Here is a 24,320-nt window from a genome sequence, read left to right on the forward strand (position 1 = left end):
CTCCCTCAGGGGCGAAAGGGACTCACTCTGGCGACAGCGACCGGCGGAGCAGGTGGTCCACGTCTTCGACGCGGACCGGCTTCTCGAACAGCGGCAGGGCCGACAGCCGGCGGAAGGCGGCGGTGGCGCGGCCCGGCAGGTCGCCCGACGTGGCCACCCGCACGAGCGCGGGGCACATGCTCCCCAACTCGGCCAGCACCCGCGCCCCCTGGAGGCCGGGCAGGTGCAAGTCCACGACCACGGCCCCGATCTCGGCCCGCCGGGCGGCGTACAGGTGCAGGGCCGACGGCGCGTCGGCGGCGGTCCACACCCGCCACCCGCACGCCTCCAACGAATGCTTCAGTTGCGACCGCGCGGCCGGGGCCGGATCGACGACGAGAACCCCGGACGCGGCCCCGCCGGGTGCGAACGGTTCACTCACAACAAGCCTCCGGCGGTGGTGAGGGTGGTGGCGGCCGCCGCGCGGATGAACGGCAGCGTCGCGGGGGCGGCGGTCGGCACGACCTCCGGCGGGTCGGCGTCTGGTACGAGCTTGCTCGCCTCGCTCAGCAGCATGCCGGCCCACCGATAGATGTTGTTGTCGCTCACCTGGGCCCGCATCCGCCGCATCCGCCGCCGCTGCTCGTCGGCCGGCATCGCCAGGGCCGCGTGCAGGCCGGCCGCCAGCCCGTCCACGTCGAACGGGTTGACCAGCACGGCGTCGGTCAGTTCGCGGGCGGCCCCGGTGAACTGCGACAGCACCAGGGTGCCCTGCCCGTCGTCGCGGGCGGTCACGAACTCCTTCGCCACCAAGTTCATGCCGTCGTGCAGCGAACTCACCACGCACCCGGCCGCGTCGCGGTACAAGGCGTAGATGTCTTCCGGCCCGCAGTGTCGGTTCACGAACACGACGGGTTGCCAGTCGGCCGTGCCGTGCGTGCGGTTGACGGCGTCGGCGAGGGTCTGCACCTCCGCGTTCAGGTCGCGGTACGCCGGCAGGTTCGTCCGGCTCGGCGCGCCGAGTTGCACGAGGTGGAACTTCCCGACCCACTCGGGGTGTCGTTCCAGCAGCCGGCCGACGGCCCGCACCCGCTCCGGGATGCCCTTCGTGTAGTCCACTCGGTCCACGCCAACGACGAGCGGTCGGTCGCCGAGGCCGTGGGCCGCCCGCAACTCGCCGACCCGATCCTGCCAGCCGACGGTGTACTCGGCGGCGAGGTCGGGATCGACGCTGATGGGGAACGGCAGCACCCGCGTCTGCCGGTCGCCTCGGCCGACGCTGAACCGCTCGCGACAGATGCGAGACTCGACGGTGCGGTCCACCGTCTCCAGGAAGTTGTTGCAGTGGTACTGGATGTGGAACCCGAGCAGGTCGTTGCCGAGCATGCCGTCGAGCAGTTCACCCGCCCACGGGCAGACGCGGAACGTCTCCGGGTTCGGCCACGGGACGTGCCAGAACTGGGCCACCACCAAGTCCGGCCGGGCCGCCTTCAGCAGGCCGGGCAGCAGGGCGAAGTGGTAGTCCTGCACGAAAATAACCGCCGGGCCGCCTCGCGCTTCCTCGAGGACGGCCGCGGCGAAGAGCTCGTTTACTTCCCTGTAAACGGCCCAGTGTGCGGGGTCGAATGTCGGCCGCCGGTACACCTGATGGCACAGCGGCCAGAGCGTGCTGTTGGCGAACCCGTAGTAATACCCCTCTTCCTGCTCCGGCGTCAGCCAGACGCGGCGGAGGGTGTACGTCGGGTCGTCGGGCGGCACGGCCAGGCGGCCGCGGGCGTCGGCCGTCTCGCGGTCGGCGTCGCCCGACCCGTGTCCGACCCACACGCCGCCGCACGCCTGCATGACCGGGTCGAGGGCGGTCGTGAGGCCGCCGGCGGGACGCATCAGTTCGACGCCGCCGTTCGCGCGGCGGTGGATGTACGGCTCGCGGTTGGCCACCACGATGAGTTTCGCCCCGCCGAGGCGGGTGCGGGCCACTTCGACCAGGCGTTGTTTGGACCAGCCCACGGGGCCTCCGGGTCAGGGGATGTCGAGCGGGATGTCTGGGCACGGCAGTTGCCACACTCAAGGCAACGGGTGTACCAGACCGACCGACGGGCCGCCTTCGGTGAATCCTCGATCGGCGTGAACCGGCCGCCTGTGTTGGTGTTACGATGAACCCGCGGCGGGAAAAATCTTCGTCGCGGTCAGTCGGCCGCGAGGAGCTTCGAAGTCCGAGTTCGCGGAATCTGGCCAGCCTGACCAGGAACTGTACAGGAGACGAAAGACCGTCATGGCCCCTCGCATCTGGACCGGCGTGGCCGCCCCCGTGGCGGCCGTCAGCGTGTTGCTCCTCGTCATCGCCGTCGGGTCGGCGTGGTACCTCCGCAACATGCAAGAGTCGGTCGCTGGCCTGCTGACCGAGAACGTCACGAGCATGCGGGCCGCCCAGGACCTGGAATTGAGCGTCCGGGATCTACGCAACCAGGGCGTGCGGTATCTGATCAGTGGTGATTCCACGCTCCTCGAGCCGATCCCCCGCCTCCGCGAGCGGACCATGGCCGCCCTCGGTCACGCTGAGACGCTCGGCACGACGGCCGCCGAGCAGGGCTTGATGCAGAAGACGCGGGCTGGACTCCAGGCATTCTTCGCCGAGTACGACCGGATGACGGGCGGCGAACCGAACAAGGCCGACTACGCCAAGACGCTCGCCCTCATCGACTCGGTGCTGGCCGAAGAAGTGATCAACCCGACGCGGGAGTACCTGCGGCTGAACGAGGGCATGCTGGCGAAGGCCAACGAGGAGAACCAGCGGACCACGGCCCGGCTGACGACCGGGCTGACGGCCCTTGGGTCGTGCGGCGCGCTCGGCGGGCTGCTCGGCGGGTGGGTGATCTCGGCCGCCCTGCGGCGGTCCATGCAGGCGGCCGAGCAGCGGCTCCGCACCACCGCCCGGCAACTGGACGAGGCCGCCCGCACGGCCGAGGACACGGCGACCCGGGCCGGCCGGTCGGCCGACGCCCTGGACGACGTGGCGAAGAGCGCGGCAGCCGTCCTCGCGAGACTCAAGCAGACCGAGCGGGACGCCCTGCGGGCCGAGCAGTTGGCGTGGGCCGGGCAGATGGCCGCCGGCATCGCCCACGAGGTCCGCAACCCGCTCATGGCCATCAAGCTGATGATCCAGGCCCTGGCCGCCGGCCGCACCGGCGACCGCCTGCGGCCGCGGGACATGCAGGTACTCGAAGACGAGATCGTGCGGTTGGAACAAATCGTCGGGTCGTTCCTCGACTTCGCCCGCCCGCCGCGGCCGGACAAGAAGCCGATCGAGGTCGGCCCGCTCGTCCAAGGGGTGGCCGACCGCGTTCGGGGCCGGGCCGTCGTGCAGGGCGTAGACGTCGTGGTCGAAGTCCGGCGGCCGGTCGTCGCCGACGTGGACGCGAACCAGCTTCAGCAGGTGCTATACAACCTCCTCTTCAACGCGATGGAGGCCCAGCCGGCCGGCGGCGTGGTGCGGGTGCGGGTGGGCACACCGTCCGACAACCCCGTGCTGGAAATCTGCGTCGAAGACGAAGGGCCGGGGTTGGCGGCCGACGTCCGCGACCGCGTCTTCGAGCCGTTCGTCAGCACGAAGGAGGCCGGCATGGGGCTCGGGCTGTCCATCTGCCGCCGCATCGTGGAGGGCCACGATGGCGAGATCACGGCCGCCGACGCGGCCGGCGGCGGTGCCGCGTTCGTGGTCCGACTGCCCCTTTCGCGTTCAACCCCTCCAGCCCGCTCGGACAATCCGGCCCTGGCCCGCACCTGAGGCGTTATGCCCACCCTGCTGCTCGTGGACGACGAGCCGAACGTGCTGTACACCCTCGAACTCGGCTTGGCCGCCGACGGCGTCGAGATCGTCACCGCCCGCACGGGGAAGGGCGCCCTGCGGGCCGTCCGGAGCACGCCGCCGGACGCCGTCATCCTGGACGTGAAGTTGCCCGACATGTCCGGGCTGGACGTGTTCGACGCCGTCCGCGCGATCGACCCGCGACTGCCGGTCGTCATCATCACCGCCCACGGCACGACCGAGACGGCCATTGAGGCGACGAAGCGGGGGGCGTTCGAGTATCTGCTCAAGCCGGTCGATCTGCACCACCTCCAGGGCGTCGTGGCGCGGGCGTTCGACCTGCGGCGGATGCGGGCGGTGCCGGCCGTACTCGCCCCGGACGGGGCGGACACGGACGCCGCCGCGGACGCCATCGTCGGCCGGTCGCCGGCCATGCAGGAGGTGTTCAAGGCCGTCGGCCGGGTCACCGCCCAAGACGTGCCGGTGCTCATCCTCGGCGAGAGCGGGACCGGCAAGGAACTGGTCGCCCGGGCCATTTACCAGCACAGCCGCCGGGCCGACAAGCCATTCCTGGCCATCAACTGTGCGGCCATCCCCGAAGCTCTGCTGGAGAGCGAACTGTTCGGCCACGAGCGGGGCGCGTTCACCGGGGCCGACCGGCAGCGGGTCGGCAAGTTCGAGCAGGCCGATGGCGGCACGCTGTTCCTCGACGAGGTCGGCGACATGGCCCCGGCCACGCAGGCCAAGATGCTGCGGCTGTTGCAGGAGCAGCGGTTCGAGCGGGTCGGATCGTCGCGGACGATCGCCGTGGACGTGCGGGTGATCGCCGCCACCAACCGCGACCTGGAAGTGATGGTCGCCGCCGGCACGTTCCGCGGCGACCTGCTCTACCGGCTGAACGGCTTCACCCTCCACCTGCCGCCGCTACGGGACCGCAAGGACGACCTGCCGCTGCTCGCCGACCACTTCCGCCGGGCCGCCAACCACAAGCTCGGCAAGGCCGTCCGGGCGTTCGCCCCGGACGCGGTGCGGTTGATCGAGGCGCACGACTGGCCGGGCAACGTCCGCGAGTTGCAGAGTGCCGTACGGTTCGCCGTCGTACAAGCCGTCGGCGACGTGGTGGTGCCGGACGACCTGCCACGATCTCTTCGGGGAGCCCCGGTCACGGCGACCCCCGCGGTCGCGGACAATCTGGACGTAACGGTCCTGACCCACGACCTCCTCGCCCGAGGCGAGGAGGATATCTACGCGAAGGTCGGCCGGGCGGTGGACCGGGCGGTGCTGGACCTAGTCCTGCGGCACGCCGGCGGGAATCAGGTGACGGCCAGTCAACTGCTCGGTATCTCCCGCACCACCCTTCGCGCCAAGCTCCAGGCCCTCGGGTTGGTCATCGAAAAGCAAGTTCGGGCCGACGGGTAGTCCGCCCGCGGTCCGCCTCCAAGCAAACGGGGTCGCTACAGCAGAGTCGGTGGCCGTCGGAAATGCCCGCGTGCGGGCAGCGAAGACCTACTCGACTGGCCCGCGGGTGCCCCATGACCTGGAATACGACCGACTTGACGAAGGTGGCGGTGGTGTCGGCCGCCTTCGTCGGCGTGTTGCGGGCCGTGTTCGGCCGGCCGCTCGTTCGCGCCGTCATCAACCCCCACCGGCTGACGTGGCTGCTCGTGGCCGCGGCGTTCGCGGCCGGAGCCGCCGGTCTCCTCCGCGACGCGACCAACACCGGCAACCCGCTCGCCTGGCTCGTCCCGCTGGAATCGCTCGTCACCGAGGAGCGGGCGTCGGGCCACGTCCTGGTGGCGGCGTTCGCCCTCTTGAACGCCGGCGTCATCCTCGGCGTGCTGGCCTTCTGCCAACTCCGCTTGCCCCGCGACCCGCGGGCTTTCCGCAAGCGGTCGCACCTGGCGGCGGCCGTCCAGTACTACACGGCCCTCCGCGGCGGGATCGACTTCGCCGCACTGATCCGCCTCGGCCGCGAGGAGGGGACGAAGCCGCAGGTGCTCGCCGTCGGCGTCAACCGGGCGGAAATCCAGGAGCGACTCGCAGCCACGAGCCACCCAGAGGCGGCCGACGACCGCATCCGGCACTGGCTCGACCTCGCCGTCGAACTGCACCACGAGTTCGCGGCCCTGAACGGCCGATTGGCGAAAGGCGGACAGGGGCACAACCGCCGGGTGCTGCTCGACGTGCAATACGGCGGCTACCTGTTCCAGTACGTCCGCCCGCCCGAGTCCGGCGACGACGTGCTGTTCCTGTTCGCCGCGACTGTGCTTCAACAAGAAGTCACGACCCGGCAGTTCGAGGACCACTTCGAGCTGATCGTGCAGGCGGTGCGGAACGTCACCGCCGCGTCTGAACGGCTGTGAGATGCCCGATCAGCGTGAGAAGCGTCCAGTCGCCGACGGCTTGCCGTCGGGGGCGGCAAGAACGTTGTCCATATCAGCACTGCTCAAGGCGCTTTGCTCAACGAGGAAGGTTCTGATGAAACCGCCCTGTGGGGTTACCGATGGTAACCCCAACCACCTTCGACTTATCTCTCAAGGGGGAGCGACGTGATTCCCCGTTCGTGGTGTAAGCCTTGGCTGGCACCATACGACCCGAGACGATGTCCACGTCCTCACTAGAGGAACTGCTCATCCGGCGCTGCAGGAAAAGGGATTTACCGTCCCGAGTAGTATCGCGTGATCGAGAGTCGAATCGGTCATCGGGACCACTCGCCGTCAGGCGGGCGGGGGCGACTGTCCGAAGGCCGCGGAGATGCGTTCTCGCCCTTCCGGGGAAAGCGTTGCGGCAGACGGCGGGGCGGCATCGTCGGCTTCCCAGAGGTGATGCAGTTGCAGCAACTCCCCTCGAAATCGGCGGCACGGGCTACAGAAGAACGTGTGGACGGCGAGCCCCATCCGCTCGACACGCGTGAGGCGAACGTCCACGGATCGGCAAACGAGTTCGACGGCCGTTCGGCAGATCATGGGGCGATCCCTTCGCGGGGCGGTTCGTCGCGGAACCAGTTCTCGGACAGGCACGCCCACATCCGCAACCGCGCGCGGTGGAGCATGACCCACAAATTGGACGGCGTCAGGCCGAGTTCCCGACACGCCGCGTCGCCCGCGACTTCGTCCAGGTATCGCAGGACGAACACGTCGTGCAGGCGGGACGGCAGCTTGCCCAGGCAGGCGTGCAGCGTCGCCCAGAACTCGTCCCGCTCCAGCGGGGTGGTCGGGCTGCCGCGGTCGCACCGGGCCGGTGGAACCTTCCAATCCCCGCGGCGGGTGAACAGCGAATCGGTGAACCCGTCCGGGCCGAGGTCCGTGACCCGCTCGCGGATGCGATGACGGAGCCAGTCGATAACCTTTCGCTTCAGGATGGCGGTCAGCCACGTCTGTTCGGACGACGTGCCGCGGAACCCTTCCCGCCCCCGCCAGGCCGACAGCAGCGTTTCCTGCACCAGATCTTCGGCCACGTCCGCCCGCCGGACGCGGGCCAGGGCGAATCGGTAGAGCGCGTCCCCGTGCCGGTCGAGCCACGCCCGCGGGTCCGATCCGGGGTCGGTCGTCGGGCCGGTCATCACGTCCGCATCGGTCATCGCCGTCCTCGCTTCCGGGCACCCTCGACAACAGGTTTGTCGGCGAACGAGGCACATCCTTACAGGAAAAGTAGAAGCTCGCCCGGCGGCGAGATTTCTCCCGGCCGGTGTAAGGAACGCGCCGGGCCGGCGACTGACCTGCGACGGGCCGGGGCAGTTACCCCGGTGGTCACCCGGCCTCCGAAAAGGATTTCTGACGATGAACTGGCAACGCCACCGCAACACGACGCCCCCCGCCGGCACCCGCCTCGGCATCGAACGGATGGAGGACCGCTCGCTCCCGGCCGCCCTCAGCTTGAACAGCCTGTTCGAGCCGATCAAGGTGGATCGGGCGGGCGACGCGGCCACGGCCGACGTGTACACGGAGACGAACAACCCGAACGCCGGGTTGAACGCCGTCCTTGGCTTCCACCGCAACGCCGACGGCAGCCTGGCGCAGTTCGGCAGTTTCGCCACCGGCGGGACGGGGCAACTCAACATCCCGAAGGCCGTCGGGCCGGACGACGGCGACCAACAGGTGCGGGTGACGGCCGACGGCAAGTTCCTGTTCGCCGTCAACCAGGGTAGCGACTCGGTGTCGGCCTTCCGCGTGAAGGCGAACGGGCGGCTCGACCTCGTCGGCGTGTTCCCCACGGGCGGCGACCAGCCGGACAGCATCGGCATCGCCGGTCGCCGGCTGTACGTCGCCAACCGGGGCGACGCGGCCAGCAACCACCCCGGCACAACGGCCCCCGGCGTCACCGGCTTCGACATCGGGTCGGACGGTACGTTGACGCCGATCGCGAACTCGACGGTGAGCTTCCCCGTCGGCACGCTGGCCACGCAGACGCTCGTGTCTCGGGACGGTCGGTTCCTGTTCGTCGAAGTCGGCACCCTCGCGGGCACGCCGGGCGGCAACACGGTGAACGCGTTCCAGATTCGCGGCGACGGGTCGCTGGTCGCGGCCCCCGGCGGGCCGGCCGGGGCCGGCACGAACGCCCCGTTCCTGCTCGGTGCGGCCGCCCACCCGCGGCTGAACATCGTGTACACCGGGTTCGCGTCGGCTGGTCAGGTCGGCGTGTTCACCTACGACGAAACCGGCCGGACGACGTTCGTCGGCACGGCGGCCGATTCCGGGGCGGCCCCGTGCTGGTGCGTGGTCACCGACGACGGGAAACTGCTGTACGTGACCAACACGGCCACCGATTCGGTCGGCGTGTTCTCGCTGGCCGACCCGCTGCACCCGGTCCAGATTCAGGACCTGCCGCTCGGCGGCCCCCGCGGGGCCACGGCGACCGGCCGGCCGATCGCCAACGCCTTCGAGATCGCGCTCGACCCGAGCGGGAAGTACCTGTTCGCGATCAGTCAGACGACCGACCCGGCGTTCCCGCAGGGGAACCAGTTGCACACGCTGAAGGTGGCCCGCGACGGCACGCTGACGGAGCCGAAAGGCCCGATCGTGTTCGCGCAGAAGGACGTGCCCGCGAACGCCCACCCGCAGGGGTTGGCCGCGGTCGCGACGAGCACCGGCGGCCGCGAGGGCGGCTCGATCGGCCAACTGTTCGGGTCGTTCGACTTCGGGGAGATCCTGTCGGACCTGGACCGGATCATCAAGAACGTTCGCCGATAAGCTCGGACGGGAGTGGTCGCCATGAGTGAAGACGTGGTCGAGATTGGTTCACCTCGGGCCGCCGGGATGTGCCCGGCGACCTGTCGGCGGCACGCCGTGGGCCGCCGGCTGTTGGGTCTGGCGGGCTGGCTGACCGCGGCCTGTACGGCCGTGGCCGTCGCGTTCCTGCCGTTCGACGCGGGGGAATCGCTGTGCGGCATCTGGGGTTGCTTCCCGCCGGTGACGGCCTTGGCGGCCCTGCACCTACTCTGGGCCGTCGGCTTCGCGATGACGGTGTGGACGGTGACGACGGAATGGCCGGCGGCCCTTCGGCCGCTCGGGTGGCTGTTGGTCTTCACCGCCGTGGCGACGGCGGCGGCGGTCCCCGGCCGCGACGTGTTCCGGTGGTTCGATCACGTGCCTGCCGAGGACCACCACTACTGGCCCCGCCGCTTGGGGTACACGCTCGCGACGCGGACCGACGTGCCGCTCGCGCAAACGCTGGCGGCCGGCGTGGCGTACCTGATGCTCGGCCGGCGGGTCGGCGTCGACCGGGCCGCCCCTTCGACGAATCAACCCGCCCAGGTTGTGAACGTGTTAGTTCCCTCAAGTTTGGAGAAGTCATGAGTCCGTTCGTTCGTGTAGTGGCCATCGGTGCCGTGGTGATCGGTCTGTCCGTAGGACTCGGCTCGCTGGCCGGGTGCAGCGGCACGTCTTCGTCCGACAGGATGATGAAGGACGACAAGATGAAGGACGACAAGATGAAGATGGATGAGAAAATGAAGATGGACGACAAGATGAAGATGGATGAGAAAATGAAGGACGACAAGATGAAAGATGACAAGATGAAGGGCGACAAAATGCCCCCCAAGTAGGGCATCCGCGTGTCGATCCGAGAGTATTCTTCCCCCTTCGGGCGAGCCGATGCAGCGCCTCGCGCACAAGCACGACCGGGCGATCCGGTACCTGCACTGGGTGAACGTCCCGCTCCTGGCCGTCATGGTTTGGAGCGGGCTGCTCATCTACTGGGCCTACGACCCGTACCGGATCGCGGTCGGCGGCTTCGTGCTGGTCCAGTTCTTCCCCGACTGGTTCTACCGCGTCCTCGACCTGGAACACGGCCTCGCGACCGGTATGGGGTTCCACTTCGCGTTCATGTGGCTGTTCGCGATCAACGGCCTGGCGTTCGTCGCGTACACGTTCTGGTCCGGCCACTGGCGTGATCTGCGGCCCAACCGCCGCACGCCGATCGAGGCGTTCCACGTCGCCCTCCACGACCTGAAGTTGCGGAAGGAGCCGCTGCCGCCGGGTAAGTTCAACGCGGCCCAAAAGCTGGCCTACACCGGCGTCATCCTGATGGGGGCCGGGTCGGTCGTCACCGGGCTGGCCATCTACAAGCCCACGCAACTCGCGTGGCTGACGTTCCTGCTCGGCGGCTACCAGGCGGCCCGGCTGGAGCACTTCGCCCTCACCATCGGCTACGGCCTGTTCCTCGTGGCTCACGTCGGACAGGTGGTGAAGGCCGGGTGGAACAACTTCCGCAGCATGGTGACGGGGTACGAACTCGTCCCGACTTCCGAGGAGGGGAAGACCGATGTCCGTCCCGAACCCGCCCGGTCCTGAGCCGGACATACGCCGCCTGACCCGCCGTGGGTTTGTACGCGGTGGCCTCGCGGCCGTCGGCGGCTTGCTCGGTTGGACGTGGCTGCGGACGCGGTCGGAGATCGACGGCGTCCCGTGGCCGCTGCGGGCCGTGCAGCGGTTCAACGCACGGCTGTGGGGCGGTGACGGCTTGGCCCCGGAGTTCCCGGCCGACCGTGCCGGCGACATGAAGCTCAACGGCCCCATCGGCCAGCCCGTCAACACCGACCAGGCCGCTTGGACGGTGACGGCCTCGCAGCCCGGCTGGGTCGATCGCGTCTTCCACTTGGCCGACCTCGCCAGGCTGCCGCGAATCGAGATGACGACCGAGTTCAAGTGCATCGAGGGGTGGAGCCAGATCGTCACCTGGGGCGGCGTGCGGCTGGCCGACTTCGTCCTGGCGAACGGCCTCGGCCGGCGGACCGACGGCGAGTGGCACCCGTACGTCTCGTTCGCCACCCCCGACGCGGCGTACTACGTCGGCCTCGACACGCCGAGCGCCCTACACCCGCAGACGCTCCTGTGCGATCGCATGAACGGGACCGCGCTATCCGCCGACCACGGCGGCCCCGTGCGGCTCGTCATCACCTTGAAGTATGGCATCAAGAACATCAAGTGGCTGAACACGATCCGGTTCGCCGACACCCGCCCGGCCGACTATTGGGCCGAGCGGGGCTACGACTGGCACGCCGGGCTCTGAGCAGATTCTGTTTCGAAGGAGAACGACGATGAACGCCAAACTGGTTCTGACCGGGGCGCTGCTGGCGCTGGGCCTCTGCGCGTGGGTGGCCCTCGGCCACGGCGAGGACAAGAAGGACAAGCCGATCCCGGCCCCGGAGTTCGCGGGCATTACCGACTGGGTGAACGCGAAGGCGATGACGGTGGCCGACCAGAACGGGAAGGTGCTGGTCCTGCACTTCTGGACGAACGGGTGCATCAACTGCGTCCACAACTACCCGCACTACGTCGCCTGGCAGGACAAGTACAAGGGCGAGAAGAGTTTCGTCATGGTCGGCGTGCACACGCCGGAGTTCGACGCCGAGAAGGACGTGGACCGGATCAAGGAGCGGGCGAAGAAGAACAAGCTGACGTTCGCCATCGCCGTGGACAACGACGCCAAGACCTGGGCCGCGTGGGGCAACCGGTACTGGCCGTGCGTGTACGTGGTGGACAAGGCCGGCAACGTCCGCCACAAGTGGGAGGGCGAACTCGGCGACGCCGGGTACAAGCAAGTGACCGGACAGATCGACGAACTGCTCAAGGAAGCCGCCCCGAAAGCCAAGTAACCTTTGTGCCCGACCGGCATCGAATCGCGGGCGGTATCCCGCTGTCCGTCAGTGTTCCCCCCCAACAGGAGTTCTGGTCATGGTCTATCGCGTCTTATCGCTCTCCATCGTGATGATCCTCGCCGTGGCATTCGGGCTGGCGTGCGCCGCCCCGCCCGCCAAAGACGTCGGCCCCAAGGTCGGCGACGAGGCGAAGGATTTCGAGCTGACGAACTTGGCCGGCGAGAAGGTGAAGCTGTCGAAGGTGGCCGAGAAGGGGCCGGTGGTGCTGGTCGTCCTCCGCGGTTACCCCGGCTACCAGTGCCCGCTCTGCTCGAAGCAGGTGGCCGAGTTCCGCGGGAAGGCCGACGCCTTCGAGAAGGCCGGGGCGCAACTCGTGTTCGTGTACCCCGGCCCGGCCGACGGCCTGTAGGACAAGGCCGACGAGTTCTTCAAGGGCAAGGCCGACCCGGCCCACTTCACCATGCTAGTCGACCCGGACTACACGTTCACGAACGCCTACGGCCTGCGGTGGGACGCCAAGAACGAGACGGCCTACCCGTCCACGTTCGTCCTCGACACCAACCGGAAGGTGACGTTCGCGAAGGTCAGCACCACGCACGGCGACCGGGCGAAGGCCGACGACGTGCTCAAAGCTATGGCCGCAAAGTGAGATCCGGACGGATTAGCTGAATCAGATAATCGATACGATCGATACGGTTTGAGTCATGCGAATCCGTTTCGGCCCCTGGACCCTCGTCGCCCTGTTGTCCGTCCTCGGTCCCGCGACCGGAGTGGCGGGTGAGCCGATTGCCAATGCCGTCCTGATTCCCGAAGAACTCTGCCAGTCGTCGGCCGTCGTGCCCACACCGTCGGCCGTCGTGCCCACACCGGCGGCCCCAGCCGCGGCTTCCGTCCGCGAGCCTGCCGCCGAGTCCTGGCTAGAGAACTTCTCGCTGTTCACCGGGTTGGAGGCGTACGCCGCCTCGAAGGCCGTGAGGGCCGCGAACAGTTCGCCGGTCGCGCCGTCGTAGGCCTTGACCACCGACGCCCCGCCCGGGCCGGCTCCGACGACGACATCGTCGATCCCGTCCCCGGTCACGTCCGCGGTCGCCACCCGAGCACCGCCGGTGAACCCGTCCTCAAACGCCTGGAACCGGCGGACTTCCGCCCAGGCCGCGTCGTACACCACGATCGCACCCGACCCGCTTCCCGCCGCGGCCGCCGTGTACCGCACCGGCGGCGGGGGGACCGGGGTGACGGTCAGCGTTCCGGTGGCGAACGCGAACGTGTAATTCGCCGCCGCGAGTGTGCCCACGCCGGCGGTGATGGAGTACGCCCCTGGGGCACTGGCCGGGCCGGCGGCCGTGGTGAAGGTCGGGGAGCCGGTCAGCACCGCCGTGTCCCCGTTCACGAAACCGGCGTAGGTAGCGGTGAACGCCAGGTTCGCGGCTCCGACCGGCCGCGTTGCGTTGGGGCGGTGTCGTAACGGGACCTTCGGTTCGCCGCCCCGGCCGTGCCGGCGGGGGCGGCGGCGTGCGGGGCGTACGTGGGCCGGACGCCCGCGGCCACCGAGGCCGGCGAGTCGAGCCGGCCTCGGTGGCCGCGTTCCATTCGCGGGCGACACCCGGGATGACCGCTCACCCCTTCCCGAGCACCCCATCCACGACCCAGCACCCTCGCACATGAACCCCATCGCCCCGGCAGTGGCCCAGAATCGCCGCGTTCTCACACCCGGCGTCCTGCAACGCATCCGCCAGGATGGGCATCCGGTCGAAGGCGCGGTCGGCGTAGATGCCTTCCGCAAGCCCGACGGCGGTCGGCGTGAGCCAAGCGGGGTCGATGTTCACGGGGCGGAACGGGTTGCCGAAGATGTCGCGGAGGAGGCGGGTGATGGATCGCTCGGCCGCATCCCGCTGGCCGAACAACTCGGTGGCGTTCAGTATTTCAGTGGCGACGTAGCACGGATACGGGTTCTGCTTCCTCGAGTGATGCCATTCCCGGTCGCGGTGCGGGCTCCCGGCGTTCAAGATCGCACATCGGACGCTGTGTTCCACTTCTTCCCGGAGTGTCGGACCGCTCTCACTGCTGAAGAGAGCCTGATACCATTCGCGCTCCCGCGATCGAATGGATTCGACTTCACGATTCACCCGTTCTTCCAGGCCGCTCCCATCCGCCACTCCTTCGATCAACTCAAGCAAGTGAGAGAGCGGTGCCGCGTCCGAGAACGGTGCCACCGTCCGGCACCACGCAACGCAAGAGAGCCGCAACTTGCGGTCGGATGCGCCGGTGAAGAACAACCAGTTGAAAAGTCGGTGCGGCCAGTCGGAAGGCCCCGTCCCCGCCAGCCACTCCGCTTCGGTCATCGCCCGCCCTCGGTTATCCCGGCCATGATACCGGGTGCCGGGCCACGGCGATGACTGGTCAGCGGTGTCAGGGAAAGGCCGTGGACGGGTGGTGACGACGAGCGTGCCGGACCGGGTATTTTTCACCGGCGGTGTCCCACCGGACCGAGCGAGCGGGGGCGGTTCGGCCCGGCCGAACGGTCCCGGGGTCGAACCGCTATCGCACCGTCGGGCGGAGGCGGTCGGCGGCGGCCTTCGCCTCGCGCGTCAGCCGGGCGTCGGACGCCCCGCCGGCGAGCGCGTCGAGGACCGCCAGGGCTCCCGGCGTGGCGGTTCGCTCGAGGGCCGTGACGGCCCGCACGCCCGGCACGTCGGCGGCGGACGGGGTAACGCGGGTCAACCGGTCGGCGTAGGCGGCGAGTACCTTCTCCGCCCGATCCCGCTGTTCGACCGAGGGCGTGGCCGCGACCAACTTGCGGAGGGCCGGGGCCGCCGCCGGGCCGAGTTTGAGCAACTCCTTCTCGGCCGCGTCCCGGTCGGCGAAGGCCGTGGCGTCGAGGGCGGCCGCGGCCCTCCCGACCGCCTCCGCGTCGGCGGCGGCCACCGGCGACACGTTCGCCCGCACGACCGCGACGGCCTGGCCCGGCCGGGCGGCCAGGTCCCACCCGGCCCGGTACGCCTTCACGCTGCCCACCGGCACATCACAGACGTTGGCCGATGCCTTCCGCGTGACGGCCACAGGCGAAGCTCACCTGGAAACTCGCCTCATCCTGCCTTCAGTCCTCGGACGGCACGTCGCGTCCACGCTCTACGTCGAGTACGCCAACACCGGCACGGCCGCCATGCCGGCCCCGGTCCTCACGCTCCAGTCGGCCGACCCGGACGGCAGCGACCGGCCGCTCCTCACGCTCGACCAGAGCCGCGTCATTGATGGGTACTGGTCCACGCCCGGCGTGATCCCCGACGGCATCAGCATGTCGGTCCAGATTTACGCCAGCGGGGCGACGCCCGGCATCCTTCAGCCTGGCGAACGAATCCGCGTGCCGGTCTACTACATCGGCCTGCAACAACCATGGGACTTCAGTGATAACAGCATCGAGTTCGAAGTCCGCGTCCACTCGGCCGGCGACACGACGCCGATCGACTGGGCCGGAATCCAGGCGAGCCTGAAGCCGGAGTGGATGGCGGCCGACGCCTGGGCGGCCGTGGTGGCGAACCTCCAGGCCAACGTAGGCCCGACGTACGGCGACTACGTCCGCATGCTCAGCGACAACGCCACCTACCTGGCCCGGCTCGGCGAGGCGGTGAGGGACGTCGGCGACCTGTACGGGTTCGAGGTCCAGCAGGCCGTCGGCCTGTCGCCGGTGCAAACCCTCGCGGCGGCCACCGACGCCGCCGTGCCCGGCCCCGGCCTGGCCCTGACCTTCGGCCGCAGCTTCGGCAACACGATCACCGACCGGTATCAGGTCGGCCCGTTCGGCCGCGGCTGGTCGGCGGCGTGGCAGACGCGGCTGACGGTGGACGCCGACGGTGGCGTCGTCGTCCGCGACTCGGCCGACGCCCAGCGGCGATTCCAGGCCGACACCGCGGCGACGTACACCGGCACGGCCGGCAACGCGTACCGCTTCTACACGCTGGCCACCGACAACGTCGGCCTCACGCAGCCCGCGGCCTCGGCCGTCATCGTGTCGACGCAAATCCCGCCGACCGTCCCGCCGCCGAACACGCCGCCCCAGCTTTCGCCCTTCGGGAATCAGACGATCGCCCAAGACGACAGCACCGGCCCGCTCGCGGTGACGGTCGCCGACAGCGAAACCTCGGCCGGCTCGCTCGTCCTGACCGCGACCTCTTCTAATCCGAGCCTGGTGCCGACCGCGGGCATCGTGATCGGCGGCAGCGGCGCCAGCCGGACGCTGACGATCACCCCCCCAGCTGGCCAGTTCGGGACTGCAGTCATTTCGCTAACCCTGCATGACGGCGACGGCGCGACGGCCTCGGAGTCGTTCGTGCTGACAGTGACGCAGGCCGTCCCGGCCAACACGCCGCCCCACATCTCCGACGTGCCCGACCAGACGATCGCCCAGGACGGCACGACCGGCCCGCTAGCATTCACTGTGAGCGACGCCGAGGCTGCGGCCAACCTGCTCCAGGTTGACGCTACGAGCACCTCGTCCCTCGTCGCCTCCCTCATCGTGTCTGGCAGCGGTGCAGACCGCACGATCCTTGTCACGCCGGTCGCCGGTCAGTCCGGAACAGCGGTCATCGTGCTGACGGTCCGCGACCCGCAGGGCCTAACCGCGACCGACACGTTCACCCTGACGGTGAACCCGGCGTCTTCGCCTCCGGTCACGCCACCCGTAACGCCCCCGGTGACGCCGCCCGTAACATCTCCCATTACTCCGCCGGTGGTGACGCCGGTCGTCCCGCCCGTCACGCCGCCGGTGACGCCACCCGTTACACCGCCAGTCACCCCACCCTCGCCGCCGGTCCCGGTGCCCACCCTCGTCGGCTACCGACAGTTCGCGGTCGGCAGCGGCGGGGCAGGATCGGTTACCCTGTACAACCCCGACGACACGCCCCGGTTCACGCTCGATCCGTTCCCCGGCTTCGACGGCGGCATCCGAACAGCGACGGCCGACTTCAACGGCGACGGCATCGCAGACGTGATCGTCGGCACCGGGCCGGGTCGGGCGACCCGCGTAGCGATCTACGACGGCGTCACGCAAGCACTGATGTTCAGCGTGGACCCGTTCGAGGCGTCGTTCGTAGGCGGCGTGTACGTGGCCGCCGGGGACGTGACCGGCGACGGGGTGCCGGAACTCATCATCTCCCCAGACGAGGGCGGCGGTCCTCGCGTCCGTGTCTTCAACGGCCGCGGGTTTGGCCAAACTGCCGACTTCTTCGGCATCGACGACCCTGCCTTCCGCGGCGGGGCACGGGTCGCCGTCGGCGACGTCAGCGGTGACGGTGTGGGCGACCTGATCGTCTCGGCCGGCTTCGGTGGCGGCCCGCGGATGGCGATCTTCGACGGCACCTCCCTGGCCGACGGGGCGTACACGCGCCGCGTTACGCCCGACTTCTTCGCCTTCGAGTCCACCTTGCGGAACGGGGCTTACGTCACGGTCGGCGACCTGGACGGCGACGGCAAGGCCGAGTTGATCGCTGGCGGTGGGCCGAGCGGCGGCCCGCGGGTAACCGCCTTCAGCGGGGCCGACTTGCTGAGCGGGAAGCAAACGCCGGTAGTCAACTTCTTCGCCGGTGACCCGAACAACCGCGGCGGCGTCCGAATGGCCGTCAAGAACGTGGACGCGGACGGCCAGGCCGACTTGATCGTCGGCTCCGGTGTAGGCGCCGGAAGTCGTGTGACGATCTACTCGGGGCACAACCTCAGCAATGGCGACTACGACCCGTTATCCTCCTTCGACTTCCAGACCGGCTTCAGCGGTGGCGTCTTCGTGGGCTGACAAAGCTGGCTCTTCCGCGGAGTTGGTGAAGATCGCGGATTAGAATGACGGTCGCCCTTCTCCGGTGAGCAGGACGCCCGCTCATGGGCCCGAATGATTTCTTCCCCGCGGCGGCGGACTTCGCCATCTCGGCCACGACCGTCACGACCGACGCCATCCTCGCCGCGGTCCGATGCACGGCCGCGGCGGCCGATTGCCCGGCGTGTCACCGGCCGTCGGATCGGGTTCACAGCCGGTACGCCCGGACGGTCGCCGACCTCGCCGTCCTCGACCGGCGGGTGATCGTCCGCGTCTCGGCCCGGCGGTTCTTCTGCCCCAACCCCGGTTGCGAGCGGGCCATCTGTGGCGTACCGAATTGTAGTCGCAGTCGTTGCCAAATTAAACCGGTAAGGATTTGGCCTTTCGGAAGCCCTGATTGCCGAATTGCGGAGAATTTTGGAGCGTCTCGGCGTGCGAAGACTCGGCGGGCCGAGGTTCGGCCCGCCGAGCGATGGGAGCGGCTATCGTGCCGGTAGCGTCGTACCGCCCTTCGGACGCCGGGAACAATGTCGCTCCAGCAAGCCTTCGAGCACCGCGACGGCGGTGACGAAGTCGTAGCCCAGCCGCATTACGAGATCGATCGTGTTCAGGTTCTTCGCGCACGCGAAGCAGTGGCCGAGGTTGTTCCGCGGGTTCACGGCCGCGTCCATCTCGCCGCAGTGCGGGCAGAGGAAGATGAACCGGCCGTCGCGGATCTTCGACGGCGGGCCGTCGCGGCCGAGGGCCGCGATCAGCACCGCCATCGGCAACTCGTTGCGGACCCGCCGCAGGCGGTCGGGGTCGATCATGGGGGGGGGCTCCGGGATCAGAAGTTCACGAGGTCGACGTCCTTCTGCCAGTGCGGCTGCATCGAGACGCGGTTGACGATCTCGATGTCGACGGTGCGGCTGGCACGCCGGACGGCTTCGATCAGGCACCCCACGCTGAGGTTGCGGGCCTTCCGCAGGACGCCGTCGGCCGACCGGACGATGAGGTCCACGGCCGGGGCCGTGATCGTGTTGTGGCCGAGGCCCACGCGGTCGAGTTCGCGGAGCAGGAAGTCCCGCATCGCGTCGGGATGGCCGCCTGAGGCTCGACCATATGAGTAAGGCGGTGGAAAAGATGCCTCGACTCCTGGGCGGAGACGACATGGACCAAAATAGGTCCTCGTATGGCCCGAAATCGGCCCCCGCGGGCGATAGCGCATGCGGACGCATGTCGACAGTTGACGATCCGCCGGTGCCGAGCCCGGTGCAAGTATCGCTAGAAATGACGGCGAATGAGGGTTGTTGCGGGGAGATGAGGGCGGATGGGGAAAACTCCTCCGGTAGGATTCGAACCTACGACCCGCCGGTTAACAGCCGGCGGGTCGGTCGATCGTCACACGCCCTCCGCCGACCGCTCCCGTTACGCCGGCCTCCGCCCGATTCGATCACGGCCGTTCCGGCTTAATTGTCACCCCGTTTGCGTCACCTCTCTCTGACCGGGGGCGTTACCCCTCGGCGTCTGCCCCGTTCGAGCCCTCCGCCCCGGCTTTCCGCCGGGGGCGGCCCCTTTTCCGACGTGAGATAACCATGCGACCGCGTGACGTTTCGAAGGCTCTGTGCGCCCTGATCCCGACCCGCCGGCCCGTGTACCTGTGGGGGCCGCCCGGCGTCGGCAAGTCGGCCGTCGTCCGGCACGCCGCCGACGCCCTGAAGATGAAGCTCGTCGACGTCCGGGCGACCCTCCTCGACCCGGTCGACCTCCGCGGCCTGCCGAAGGTCACGAAGGACCGGGCCGAGTGGTGCCCGCCGGCCTTCCTCCCCCGGGCCGGCGACGGCGTCCTGTTCCTCGACGAACTGGCCCAGGCCCCGCCCCTCGTGCAGGCCGCGTGCCTGCAACTCGTCCTCGACCGCCGGGTCGGCGAGTACGAACTCCCGCCCGGGTGGGCCGTCGTCGCCGCGAGCAACCGTCAAGAAGACCGGGCCGGCACGCACCGCCTCATCACCCCCCTCCTGAACCGGTTCGTCCACCTCGACCTCGACGTCAGCCCGGAGGACTGGCAGGCGTGGGCGGTCGTCAACGGCGTCGCCCCCGAGGTCCGGGCGTTCCTCCAGTACCGGCCGGCCTTGCTCAGCCAGTTCGACCCGGCGGCCAGCCCGCGGGCGTTCCCGACGCCGCGGAGTTGGGCGTTCGTGTCCGACGTCCTGGCGGGGACGCCGGCCGACCTCCTCCACCGCGTGGTGGCCGGGTGCGTCGGCGACGGGCCGGCGGCCGAGTTCGTCGGGTTCCTCCAGCTGTACCGCGAACTCCCCGACCTCGACGCGATCGGGACGCACCCGGAGGCGACGCCGGTGCCCCGCGAGCCGACCGTCCTGTACGCGCTGGTCGGGGCGATCGCCGAGCGGTGCAAGGCGGACGCGACGCCCGCCCACGGCCTCGTCCAGTACGCCCTCCGACTGCCCGACGAGTTCGCCCTCCTCGCCCTCCGGGACGTCCTCGCCGTGAGGCCGAAACTCGCGGCCCTGTCCGTCGTCCAGCAGTGGATCGCCCGGGCCCGGGCCAAGGGCCTGTTCCTCGCCGCCTGACCCTCCCCATTTTCCCCTTTCCCTCATCCCCACCGGAGACTTCCATGATCGAATCCTGCCTCGACACGGGCGGGGCCGTCGCCTTCTGGGCGGCCTGCGAGTTCACCGACCGCGACCGCCTGCGGGCCGGCCTCCGCCCCCTCGGCCTCGACGAATTTGTGCCCGACCCGCGGCCGCCGGCCGGCGTCCTCAAGGACGCCCTCGAGGAGGCCCTCGGCGGGTCGCGGGTGCTCATCCGCCCGCTCGCCGACCGGGACGGGTTCACCGTCGTCAAGGAGGAACGCGGCCGGCACGCCAACGCCTACGCCACGGCGCTGGTCGCCCGCGTCCGCGACGCCGCCCAGGCCACCGTCGAGTACGACCCGTTCGACGACCGGGCGGCGGCCGTCAACGCCGCCTTCCGCCGGCACGCCGGGCGGATCCCGGCGGCCCAACTGTCCGCGTGCCTGGTCAAGGTCGTGGAGTCCCTCGGGGGCACGCGGCTGCGGCCGACCGGGGCCGTGTACTGGATTCCGGGGCCGAAGCTCGACGCGTGGGCGGCCGTGGCCCGGGCCGTGGAGGCGGCGTCGGACGGGCGGCCGAGCGCCGTGTACGTGATCCGCCACCGCCTCGACGTCGATGCCGTCCGGGCCGTCCGGGACGCCGTCGTCGGCGAGGTCCAGGCCGCCACCGCCCGCATCGCCGAGGAGGTCGCGGCCGGCGACCTCGGCACGCGGGCGCTGGAGACGCGGCGGCAGCAGGCCCACGACCTCCGCGACAAGGTCGTCCTGTACGAAGAGTTGCTGTCCGTCGGCCTGGCCGACCTCCACCGGGCGGTCGACATCGCCGACCAGGCCGCCGCGACGGCGTCGCTGCTCCTCGCTGCCCAACCGCCGGCATCGGCCGTCGGCGTGTAGCGACAACTCTCCCCGAGATCCATCCTCAACTCTGGAAAGGAGTGACTATGTCCACGGCCGCCCACCCGTTCGCCGTCCTGGAGGCCGAGGCCGCGAAGCAGACCGCCTCGGAGGACGCGGTCCGACGCCTGACGGCCGCGCGGGCGACGCTCATCCTCGGCCGGGACGCGCGGAGCGCGTTCTTCGCCACCCTCGCCCTGCGGCTGACGCCCGAAGTCGACTGGGCGTGCGGGACGATGGCCACCGACGGCCGGGTCCTCGCGTTCGACCCGCGGTTCGTGACCGGCCTGAGCCCGGACGAACTCGTCGGCGTGCTCGCCCACGAGGTGATGCACAACGCCCTCGCCCACCCGTTCCGCCGGGGGGGCCGCGACCCGGGGCGGTGGAACGTGGCGTGCGACCTGGCCGTCAACCCCCTCCTCCTGGCCGCCGGGTTCGCCCTCCCGGCCGGGCGGCTCGAGCCCGGGGCCGGGCGGTACGCCGACTTGCCGCGCGGCAAGTCGGCCGACGAGTACTACGCCCGCCTCGCCGAGCCGCCGGCGGGCGGCGCGGACGGGAAGCAGCCCAACGATGCGGATGGCGGCCCCGACCCCGGCGGGTGCGGGGGCGTCACCGACCCCGCCGCCGGGGCGCCCGCGGCGTGCGAGTCGGCGGCCGCGGCGTGGCAGGTCGCCGTCGCCCAGGCCGAGCAGGTGGCGAAGGGCCGGGGCGCGTTGCCCGCCGGGATCGCCCGGACGGTCGGAGCGGTTCGTCGCCCGCCGGTCGACTGGCGGTCCGTCCTCCGGGCGTTCGTGTCGGCCTCGGCGTGTAACGACTACGCGTGGTCGCGGCCGAACCGCCGGTTCCTGTGGCAGGGCCTGTACCTGCCCGGCCTCCGGTCGGAGGAGCTCGGCGACGTCGTCATCGCCGTCGACACGTCCGGGTCGGTCGGGCCGGCGGAACTGGCCGCGTTCGCCGGGGCGGTCGACGCGATCCTGTCGGCGTTCGACTGCGTCGCGACCGTGCTGTACCACGACACCGAGGTCCAGGGCGTGCAGACCTGGCGGTCGGGGGACGGGCCGCTGGTCCTCGCCCCGGTCGGCGGCGGGGGCACGGCACACGCGTGCGTGTTCGACTGGGTCGACCGGCATGGGGTGTCGCCGGCGTGCGTGGTCTGCCTGACCGACCTCGGGACGCGGTTCCCCGACCACCCGCCGGCCGTCCCCGTCCTGTGGGCCGTCGTCGGCGACGCCGACCCGCCCCCGCCGTTCGGCACGACCGTCCGCGTGACCGCGGGATGATCCGAACGGGCCCCCCGTCGTGCGATCCGGCCCGTCGGCCGGGTCGCGTTCACTCCCCCATTCCTTCGGAGATTCCCTCATGGCCGCGGCCGCCGACCCGGTCCCCCTCGACGAGTTCCGCCTTACGATCACCGTCCCCCGCGACTTGCCCGACGCCGACGCGGCGCGGGCCCGCCGGACCCTCGACCACCCCGCCTTTTCGGCCGCCCTGGGCCGCCTGGCGGCCGCCCTCGTCCGCCGGTTCCCGACCCTCGCCGCCGTCACCGTGGCGGTGTCCCGCTAACCCCGGGAGGGAACGAATATCGACCGTCCCCCGCTCGTTCCTGCGTGCGTTCCGCGGCTTGGGCGGCGCGTGCGTCGTCGGCCGCCCTCGCGGCCCGGCCCCGCCGCTCACGCCCGGCCCCGCCGGCGGCGCGAGCGTTCGGGCGGTGCCCGTCGACGAACTCGTTCCGGCCGTCCTGACGTGGAAGCAGAAGGAGCCGAGGGCGTTTCCGTCCGCCGACTCCCGCCTCAAGTCCCCGAACCTCGGCCCGTGAAAGGAGCCGCCGTGACGCACCCCCTGATCCCGCACGTCCGCGACCGCCTCGTGCGACTGACCGACGCCCTCGTACAACTCAAGGCCCGCGTCCGCGAGGCCGTGGCCACCGAGATGGGCCGGATCGTGGCCGAGACCGTCAACGACCTGTTCGCGGCCGCCGTCCGCGGCCGCACCGCGATCCCACCGCCCCAACACCGACCGTACCGGACGGCGACCGCCCGCTGGAACGCCGTCGACGACCCGGCCGCCGAGGCGGCGGACGCCGTCGACCGGTCGGCCGCGGCGTCCAACCCCGTTGCCCCGAGTTGGCCGGCGGCCGTGTCGGCCGGGTTGCTCGCCGCCCAGTGGCTGTGGCAACGGCGGCTCCCGTGGTGGCCGTGCCTGGGCGGCGGCCTGGCCGCCGGCCTGGCCGCCCTGATCGGCCACCCGGCCGTCGTTGCCGCCCTCGGGGCGGTCACCGTCGCCGCCGACCTCGCCCCCGCTCCGACCTTCTAACCCGTCAACCGCCGCCCGGTGATCCGCCCAGCCCCGGGACGTCCGTCCGCGGGTCCGGCGACCTTCGCCCGGCGGCGGGCGCCATCGAATTCCCCTGTTCTTACCCCCTTGCCGATCGGAGATGGACCATGAGCGTGACCGCCGCGTGCCACAACGGCCGCCCCCGCAAGCAACTGAGCGACCAACTCGACCGCCTCGACGGCATCATCGACGTCCTCGCCGACGCCCTGCCGGAGGCGATCCGGGACGGCCTCCGGGACGCCCTCCAGGCCGTCGTCGCCGACGCCCTGGCCGACCCGGCGACACTCGCCGTCGTCCGCCGGGCCGTCGTCACCCCGCCGCCGGCCGCCGCCGCCGGCCCGTCCCGGCGGGCCGCCTTCCTCGCCCGCTGCCAGGAGGCCGCGGCGGCCGTGCGCGCCGGGGCGACGCGCCTCGCCGCCCGGGCCCTCTCCGTTGTTCGCGGCGGCGTCCGGCGGGCGGAGGCGCTCGTCGCCGCGGCGGCCTCGAAGGTCGCGTCCGTCCGCCGGGCGTGCCACGTCGCCTGGCACCTGAAGCGGGCGGCGGTCATCGCCGTCGCCGTCGGCGCCGCCGTGGCGGTGGTGTCGCTCGCCTCCCACCCGGTCGCCACCGCCTTGAGCGGCGTCGGGGCGGGCCTGACGGCGTTCGCCGTCCAGGCCGGCCTGTGGTGCCGCCGGGCCGTCCGCCCGTGGGTCGCCTGACCCCGGTCGGGATTGTGCCAAAGAACGGCGGTCGACGGGCGGGGAGTACCCGCCCAGTCGACCGCCGTTCTTTACGGGTATGAACCATTCAGACGCCGCGAGCTGCGGCGAGGCACGCTCGTTACGAACCGCCGGTT

At 70.5% G+C, this 24,320-nt stretch carries 27 protein-coding genes and 1 pseudogene; 19 read left to right on the forward strand and 9 right to left on the reverse strand.

Annotated features, from left to right (window positions below; translation table 11 throughout):
* Positions 1-22: 22 nt before the first annotated feature.
* Together PX52LOC_RS23155 and PX52LOC_RS23160 are read right to left on the reverse strand one after the other, a co-directional pair.
* Positions 23-421: a response regulator gene (locus PX52LOC_RS23155; RefSeq protein ID WP_168219159.1), complete on the reverse strand. Its 399-nt coding sequence runs from the start codon at positions 419-421 to the stop codon at positions 23-25.
* Positions 418-1,986, reverse strand: a complete 1,569-nt coding sequence (locus PX52LOC_RS23160) for an alpha,alpha-trehalose-phosphate synthase (UDP-forming) (protein ID WP_149112320.1) — start codon at positions 1,984-1,986, stop codon at positions 418-420. Before PX52LOC_RS23160 ends, PX52LOC_RS23155 begins: the two co-directional genes overlap by 4 nt.
* A 265-nt stretch (positions 1,987-2,251) precedes the next feature.
* On the opposite strand from PX52LOC_RS23160, the gene PX52LOC_RS23165 reads away from it, so the two are divergent.
* The 3 genes from PX52LOC_RS23165 to PX52LOC_RS23175 all read left to right on the forward strand — a co-directional run bounded on the left by PX52LOC_RS23165 (position 2,252) and on the right by PX52LOC_RS23175 (position 6,147).
* A complete protein-coding gene (locus PX52LOC_RS23165) occupies positions 2,252-3,763 on the forward strand; it encodes a sensor histidine kinase (RefSeq protein ID WP_149112321.1) in 1,512 nt (503 codons plus the stop codon).
* 6 nt (positions 3,764-3,769) lie between these two features.
* Positions 3,770-5,203, forward strand: coding sequence for a sigma-54-dependent transcriptional regulator (locus tag PX52LOC_RS23170; protein WP_149112322.1), 1,434 nt, complete (start codon positions 3,770-3,772; stop codon positions 5,201-5,203).
* A gap of 113 nt (positions 5,204-5,316) precedes the next feature.
* Entirely contained in the window at positions 5,317-6,147 is an 831-nt protein-coding gene (locus tag PX52LOC_RS23175; RefSeq protein ID WP_149112323.1) for a hypothetical protein, read from the forward strand.
* Positions 6,148-6,501: 354 nt separating this feature from the next.
* On the opposite strand, the gene PX52LOC_RS23180 is transcribed toward PX52LOC_RS23175, so the two are convergent.
* Together PX52LOC_RS23180 and PX52LOC_RS23185 are read right to left on the reverse strand one after the other, a co-directional pair.
* Positions 6,502-6,750: a hypothetical protein gene (locus tag PX52LOC_RS23180; protein WP_149112324.1), complete on the reverse strand. Its 249-nt coding sequence runs from the start codon at positions 6,748-6,750 to the stop codon at positions 6,502-6,504.
* Positions 6,747-7,364, reverse strand: coding sequence for a sigma-70 family RNA polymerase sigma factor (locus PX52LOC_RS23185; protein WP_246173448.1), 618 nt, complete (start codon positions 7,362-7,364; stop codon positions 6,747-6,749). Before PX52LOC_RS23185 ends, PX52LOC_RS23180 begins: the two co-directional genes overlap by 4 nt.
* 199 nt (positions 7,365-7,563) lie before the next feature.
* Here PX52LOC_RS23185 and PX52LOC_RS23190 point away from each other — a divergent pair, with 199 nt between their 5' ends.
* The 7 genes and pseudogenes from PX52LOC_RS23190 to PX52LOC_RS42795 all read left to right on the forward strand — a co-directional run bounded on the left by PX52LOC_RS23190 (position 7,564) and on the right by PX52LOC_RS42795 (position 12,531).
* Positions 7,564-8,973, forward strand: coding sequence for a lactonase family protein (locus tag PX52LOC_RS23190; protein ID WP_149112325.1), 1,410 nt, complete (start codon positions 7,564-7,566; stop codon positions 8,971-8,973).
* 21 nt (positions 8,974-8,994) lie between these two features.
* Positions 8,995-9,579 carry a hypothetical protein gene (locus PX52LOC_RS23195; protein WP_149112326.1) on the forward strand — a complete coding sequence of 195 codons (585 nt, stop codon included), beginning with the start codon at positions 8,995-8,997 and terminating at the stop codon, positions 9,577-9,579.
* Positions 9,576-9,827, forward strand: coding sequence for a hypothetical protein (locus PX52LOC_RS23200; RefSeq protein WP_149112327.1), 252 nt, complete (start codon positions 9,576-9,578; stop codon positions 9,825-9,827). The genes PX52LOC_RS23195 and PX52LOC_RS23200 overlap by 4 nt, the downstream gene beginning before the upstream one ends.
* Before the next feature lie 49 nt (positions 9,828-9,876).
* Entirely contained in the window at positions 9,877-10,575 is a 699-nt protein-coding gene (locus PX52LOC_RS23205; protein WP_149112328.1) for a cytochrome b/b6 domain-containing protein, read from the forward strand.
* On the forward strand, positions 10,547-11,293 hold the full coding sequence (locus PX52LOC_RS23210) for a molybdopterin-dependent oxidoreductase (protein ID WP_149112329.1): 747 nt from the start codon (positions 10,547-10,549) through the stop codon (positions 11,291-11,293). Before PX52LOC_RS23205 ends, PX52LOC_RS23210 begins: the two co-directional genes overlap by 29 nt.
* A 28-nt stretch (positions 11,294-11,321) precedes the next feature.
* Positions 11,322-11,879, forward strand: a complete 558-nt coding sequence (locus PX52LOC_RS23215; RefSeq protein ID WP_149112330.1) for a redoxin domain-containing protein — start codon at positions 11,322-11,324, stop codon at positions 11,877-11,879.
* Between the two features lie 112 nt (positions 11,880-11,991).
* Positions 11,992-12,531: pseudogene (locus tag PX52LOC_RS42795) on the forward strand (peroxiredoxin family protein).
* 21 nt (positions 12,532-12,552) lie between these two features.
* Here PX52LOC_RS42795 and PX52LOC_RS23225 read toward each other — a convergent pair.
* The 3 genes from PX52LOC_RS23225 to PX52LOC_RS23235 all read right to left on the reverse strand — a co-directional run bounded on the left by PX52LOC_RS23225 (position 12,553) and on the right by PX52LOC_RS23235 (position 14,942).
* Positions 12,553-13,611: an MBG domain-containing protein gene (locus PX52LOC_RS23225; RefSeq protein ID WP_315853221.1), complete on the reverse strand. Its 1,059-nt coding sequence runs from the start codon at positions 13,609-13,611 to the stop codon at positions 12,553-12,555.
* A complete protein-coding gene (locus PX52LOC_RS42800) occupies positions 13,499-14,224 on the reverse strand; it encodes a hypothetical protein (RefSeq protein WP_246173449.1) in 726 nt (241 codons plus the stop codon). Before PX52LOC_RS42800 ends, PX52LOC_RS23225 begins: the two co-directional genes overlap by 113 nt.
* Before the next feature lie 196 nt (positions 14,225-14,420).
* Complete coding sequence (locus tag PX52LOC_RS23235) at positions 14,421-14,942, reverse strand: hypothetical protein (RefSeq protein ID WP_149112332.1); 522 nt, start codon at positions 14,940-14,942, stop codon at positions 14,421-14,423.
* On the opposite strand from PX52LOC_RS23235, the gene PX52LOC_RS23240 reads away from it, so the two are divergent.
* Entirely contained in the window at positions 14,932-17,667 is a 2,736-nt protein-coding gene (locus PX52LOC_RS23240; RefSeq protein ID WP_149112333.1) for a DUF6531 domain-containing protein, read from the forward strand. The two genes, PX52LOC_RS23235 and PX52LOC_RS23240, sit on opposite strands and share 11 nt — an antisense overlap.
* An 83-nt stretch (positions 17,668-17,750) precedes the next feature.
* Entirely contained in the window at positions 17,751-18,182 is a 432-nt protein-coding gene (locus PX52LOC_RS44050; protein WP_149112334.1) for a transposase family protein, read from the forward strand.
* Here the strand turns inward: PX52LOC_RS44050 and PX52LOC_RS23250 are convergent.
* Both PX52LOC_RS23250 and PX52LOC_RS23255 read right to left on the reverse strand, forming a co-directional pair.
* The gene (locus tag PX52LOC_RS23250; RefSeq protein ID WP_149112335.1) at positions 18,168-18,494 is read right to left on the reverse strand and encodes a hypothetical protein; all 327 of its coding nucleotides are present in this window, start codon (positions 18,492-18,494) and stop codon (positions 18,168-18,170) included. The genes PX52LOC_RS44050 and PX52LOC_RS23250 overlap by 15 nt on opposite strands.
* 17 nt (positions 18,495-18,511) lie before the next feature.
* The gene (locus PX52LOC_RS23255; protein WP_149112336.1) at positions 18,512-18,754 is read right to left on the reverse strand and encodes a hypothetical protein; all 243 of its coding nucleotides are present in this window, start codon (positions 18,752-18,754) and stop codon (positions 18,512-18,514) included.
* Positions 18,755-19,259: 505 nt separating this feature from the next.
* Between PX52LOC_RS23255 and PX52LOC_RS23260 the strand changes: the two genes are divergently transcribed.
* From PX52LOC_RS23260 to PX52LOC_RS23290, 7 genes are all read left to right on the forward strand, one after another.
* A complete protein-coding gene (locus tag PX52LOC_RS23260) occupies positions 19,260-20,255 on the forward strand; it encodes an AAA family ATPase (protein ID WP_149112337.1) in 996 nt (331 codons plus the stop codon).
* Between the two features lie 44 nt (positions 20,256-20,299).
* Positions 20,300-21,151 carry a DUF6744 family protein gene (locus PX52LOC_RS23265; protein ID WP_149112338.1) on the forward strand — a complete coding sequence of 284 codons (852 nt, stop codon included), beginning with the start codon at positions 20,300-20,302 and terminating at the stop codon, positions 21,149-21,151.
* A gap of 47 nt (positions 21,152-21,198) precedes the next feature.
* Positions 21,199-22,431: a vWA domain-containing protein gene (locus PX52LOC_RS23270; RefSeq protein ID WP_149112339.1), complete on the forward strand. Its 1,233-nt coding sequence runs from the start codon at positions 21,199-21,201 to the stop codon at positions 22,429-22,431.
* A 79-nt stretch (positions 22,432-22,510) separates the two neighbouring features.
* On the forward strand, positions 22,511-22,714 hold the full coding sequence (locus PX52LOC_RS23275) for a hypothetical protein (RefSeq protein ID WP_149112340.1): 204 nt from the start codon (positions 22,511-22,513) through the stop codon (positions 22,712-22,714).
* Between the two features lie 58 nt (positions 22,715-22,772).
* Complete coding sequence (locus PX52LOC_RS23280; protein ID WP_149112341.1) at positions 22,773-22,967, forward strand: hypothetical protein; 195 nt, start codon at positions 22,773-22,775, stop codon at positions 22,965-22,967.
* 11 nt (positions 22,968-22,978) lie between these two features.
* Positions 22,979-23,464, forward strand: coding sequence for a hypothetical protein (locus PX52LOC_RS23285; RefSeq protein WP_149112342.1), 486 nt, complete (start codon positions 22,979-22,981; stop codon positions 23,462-23,464).
* A gap of 128 nt (positions 23,465-23,592) precedes the next feature.
* Positions 23,593-24,183, forward strand: a complete 591-nt coding sequence (locus tag PX52LOC_RS23290; RefSeq protein ID WP_149112343.1) for a hypothetical protein — start codon at positions 23,593-23,595, stop codon at positions 24,181-24,183.
* Positions 24,184-24,320: the final 137 nt, after the last annotated feature.

Source organism: Limnoglobus roseus, from assembly GCF_008254045.1.
In the GTDB taxonomy this organism is placed as follows: Bacteria; Planctomycetota; Planctomycetia; order Gemmatales; family Gemmataceae; genus Limnoglobus; species Limnoglobus roseus.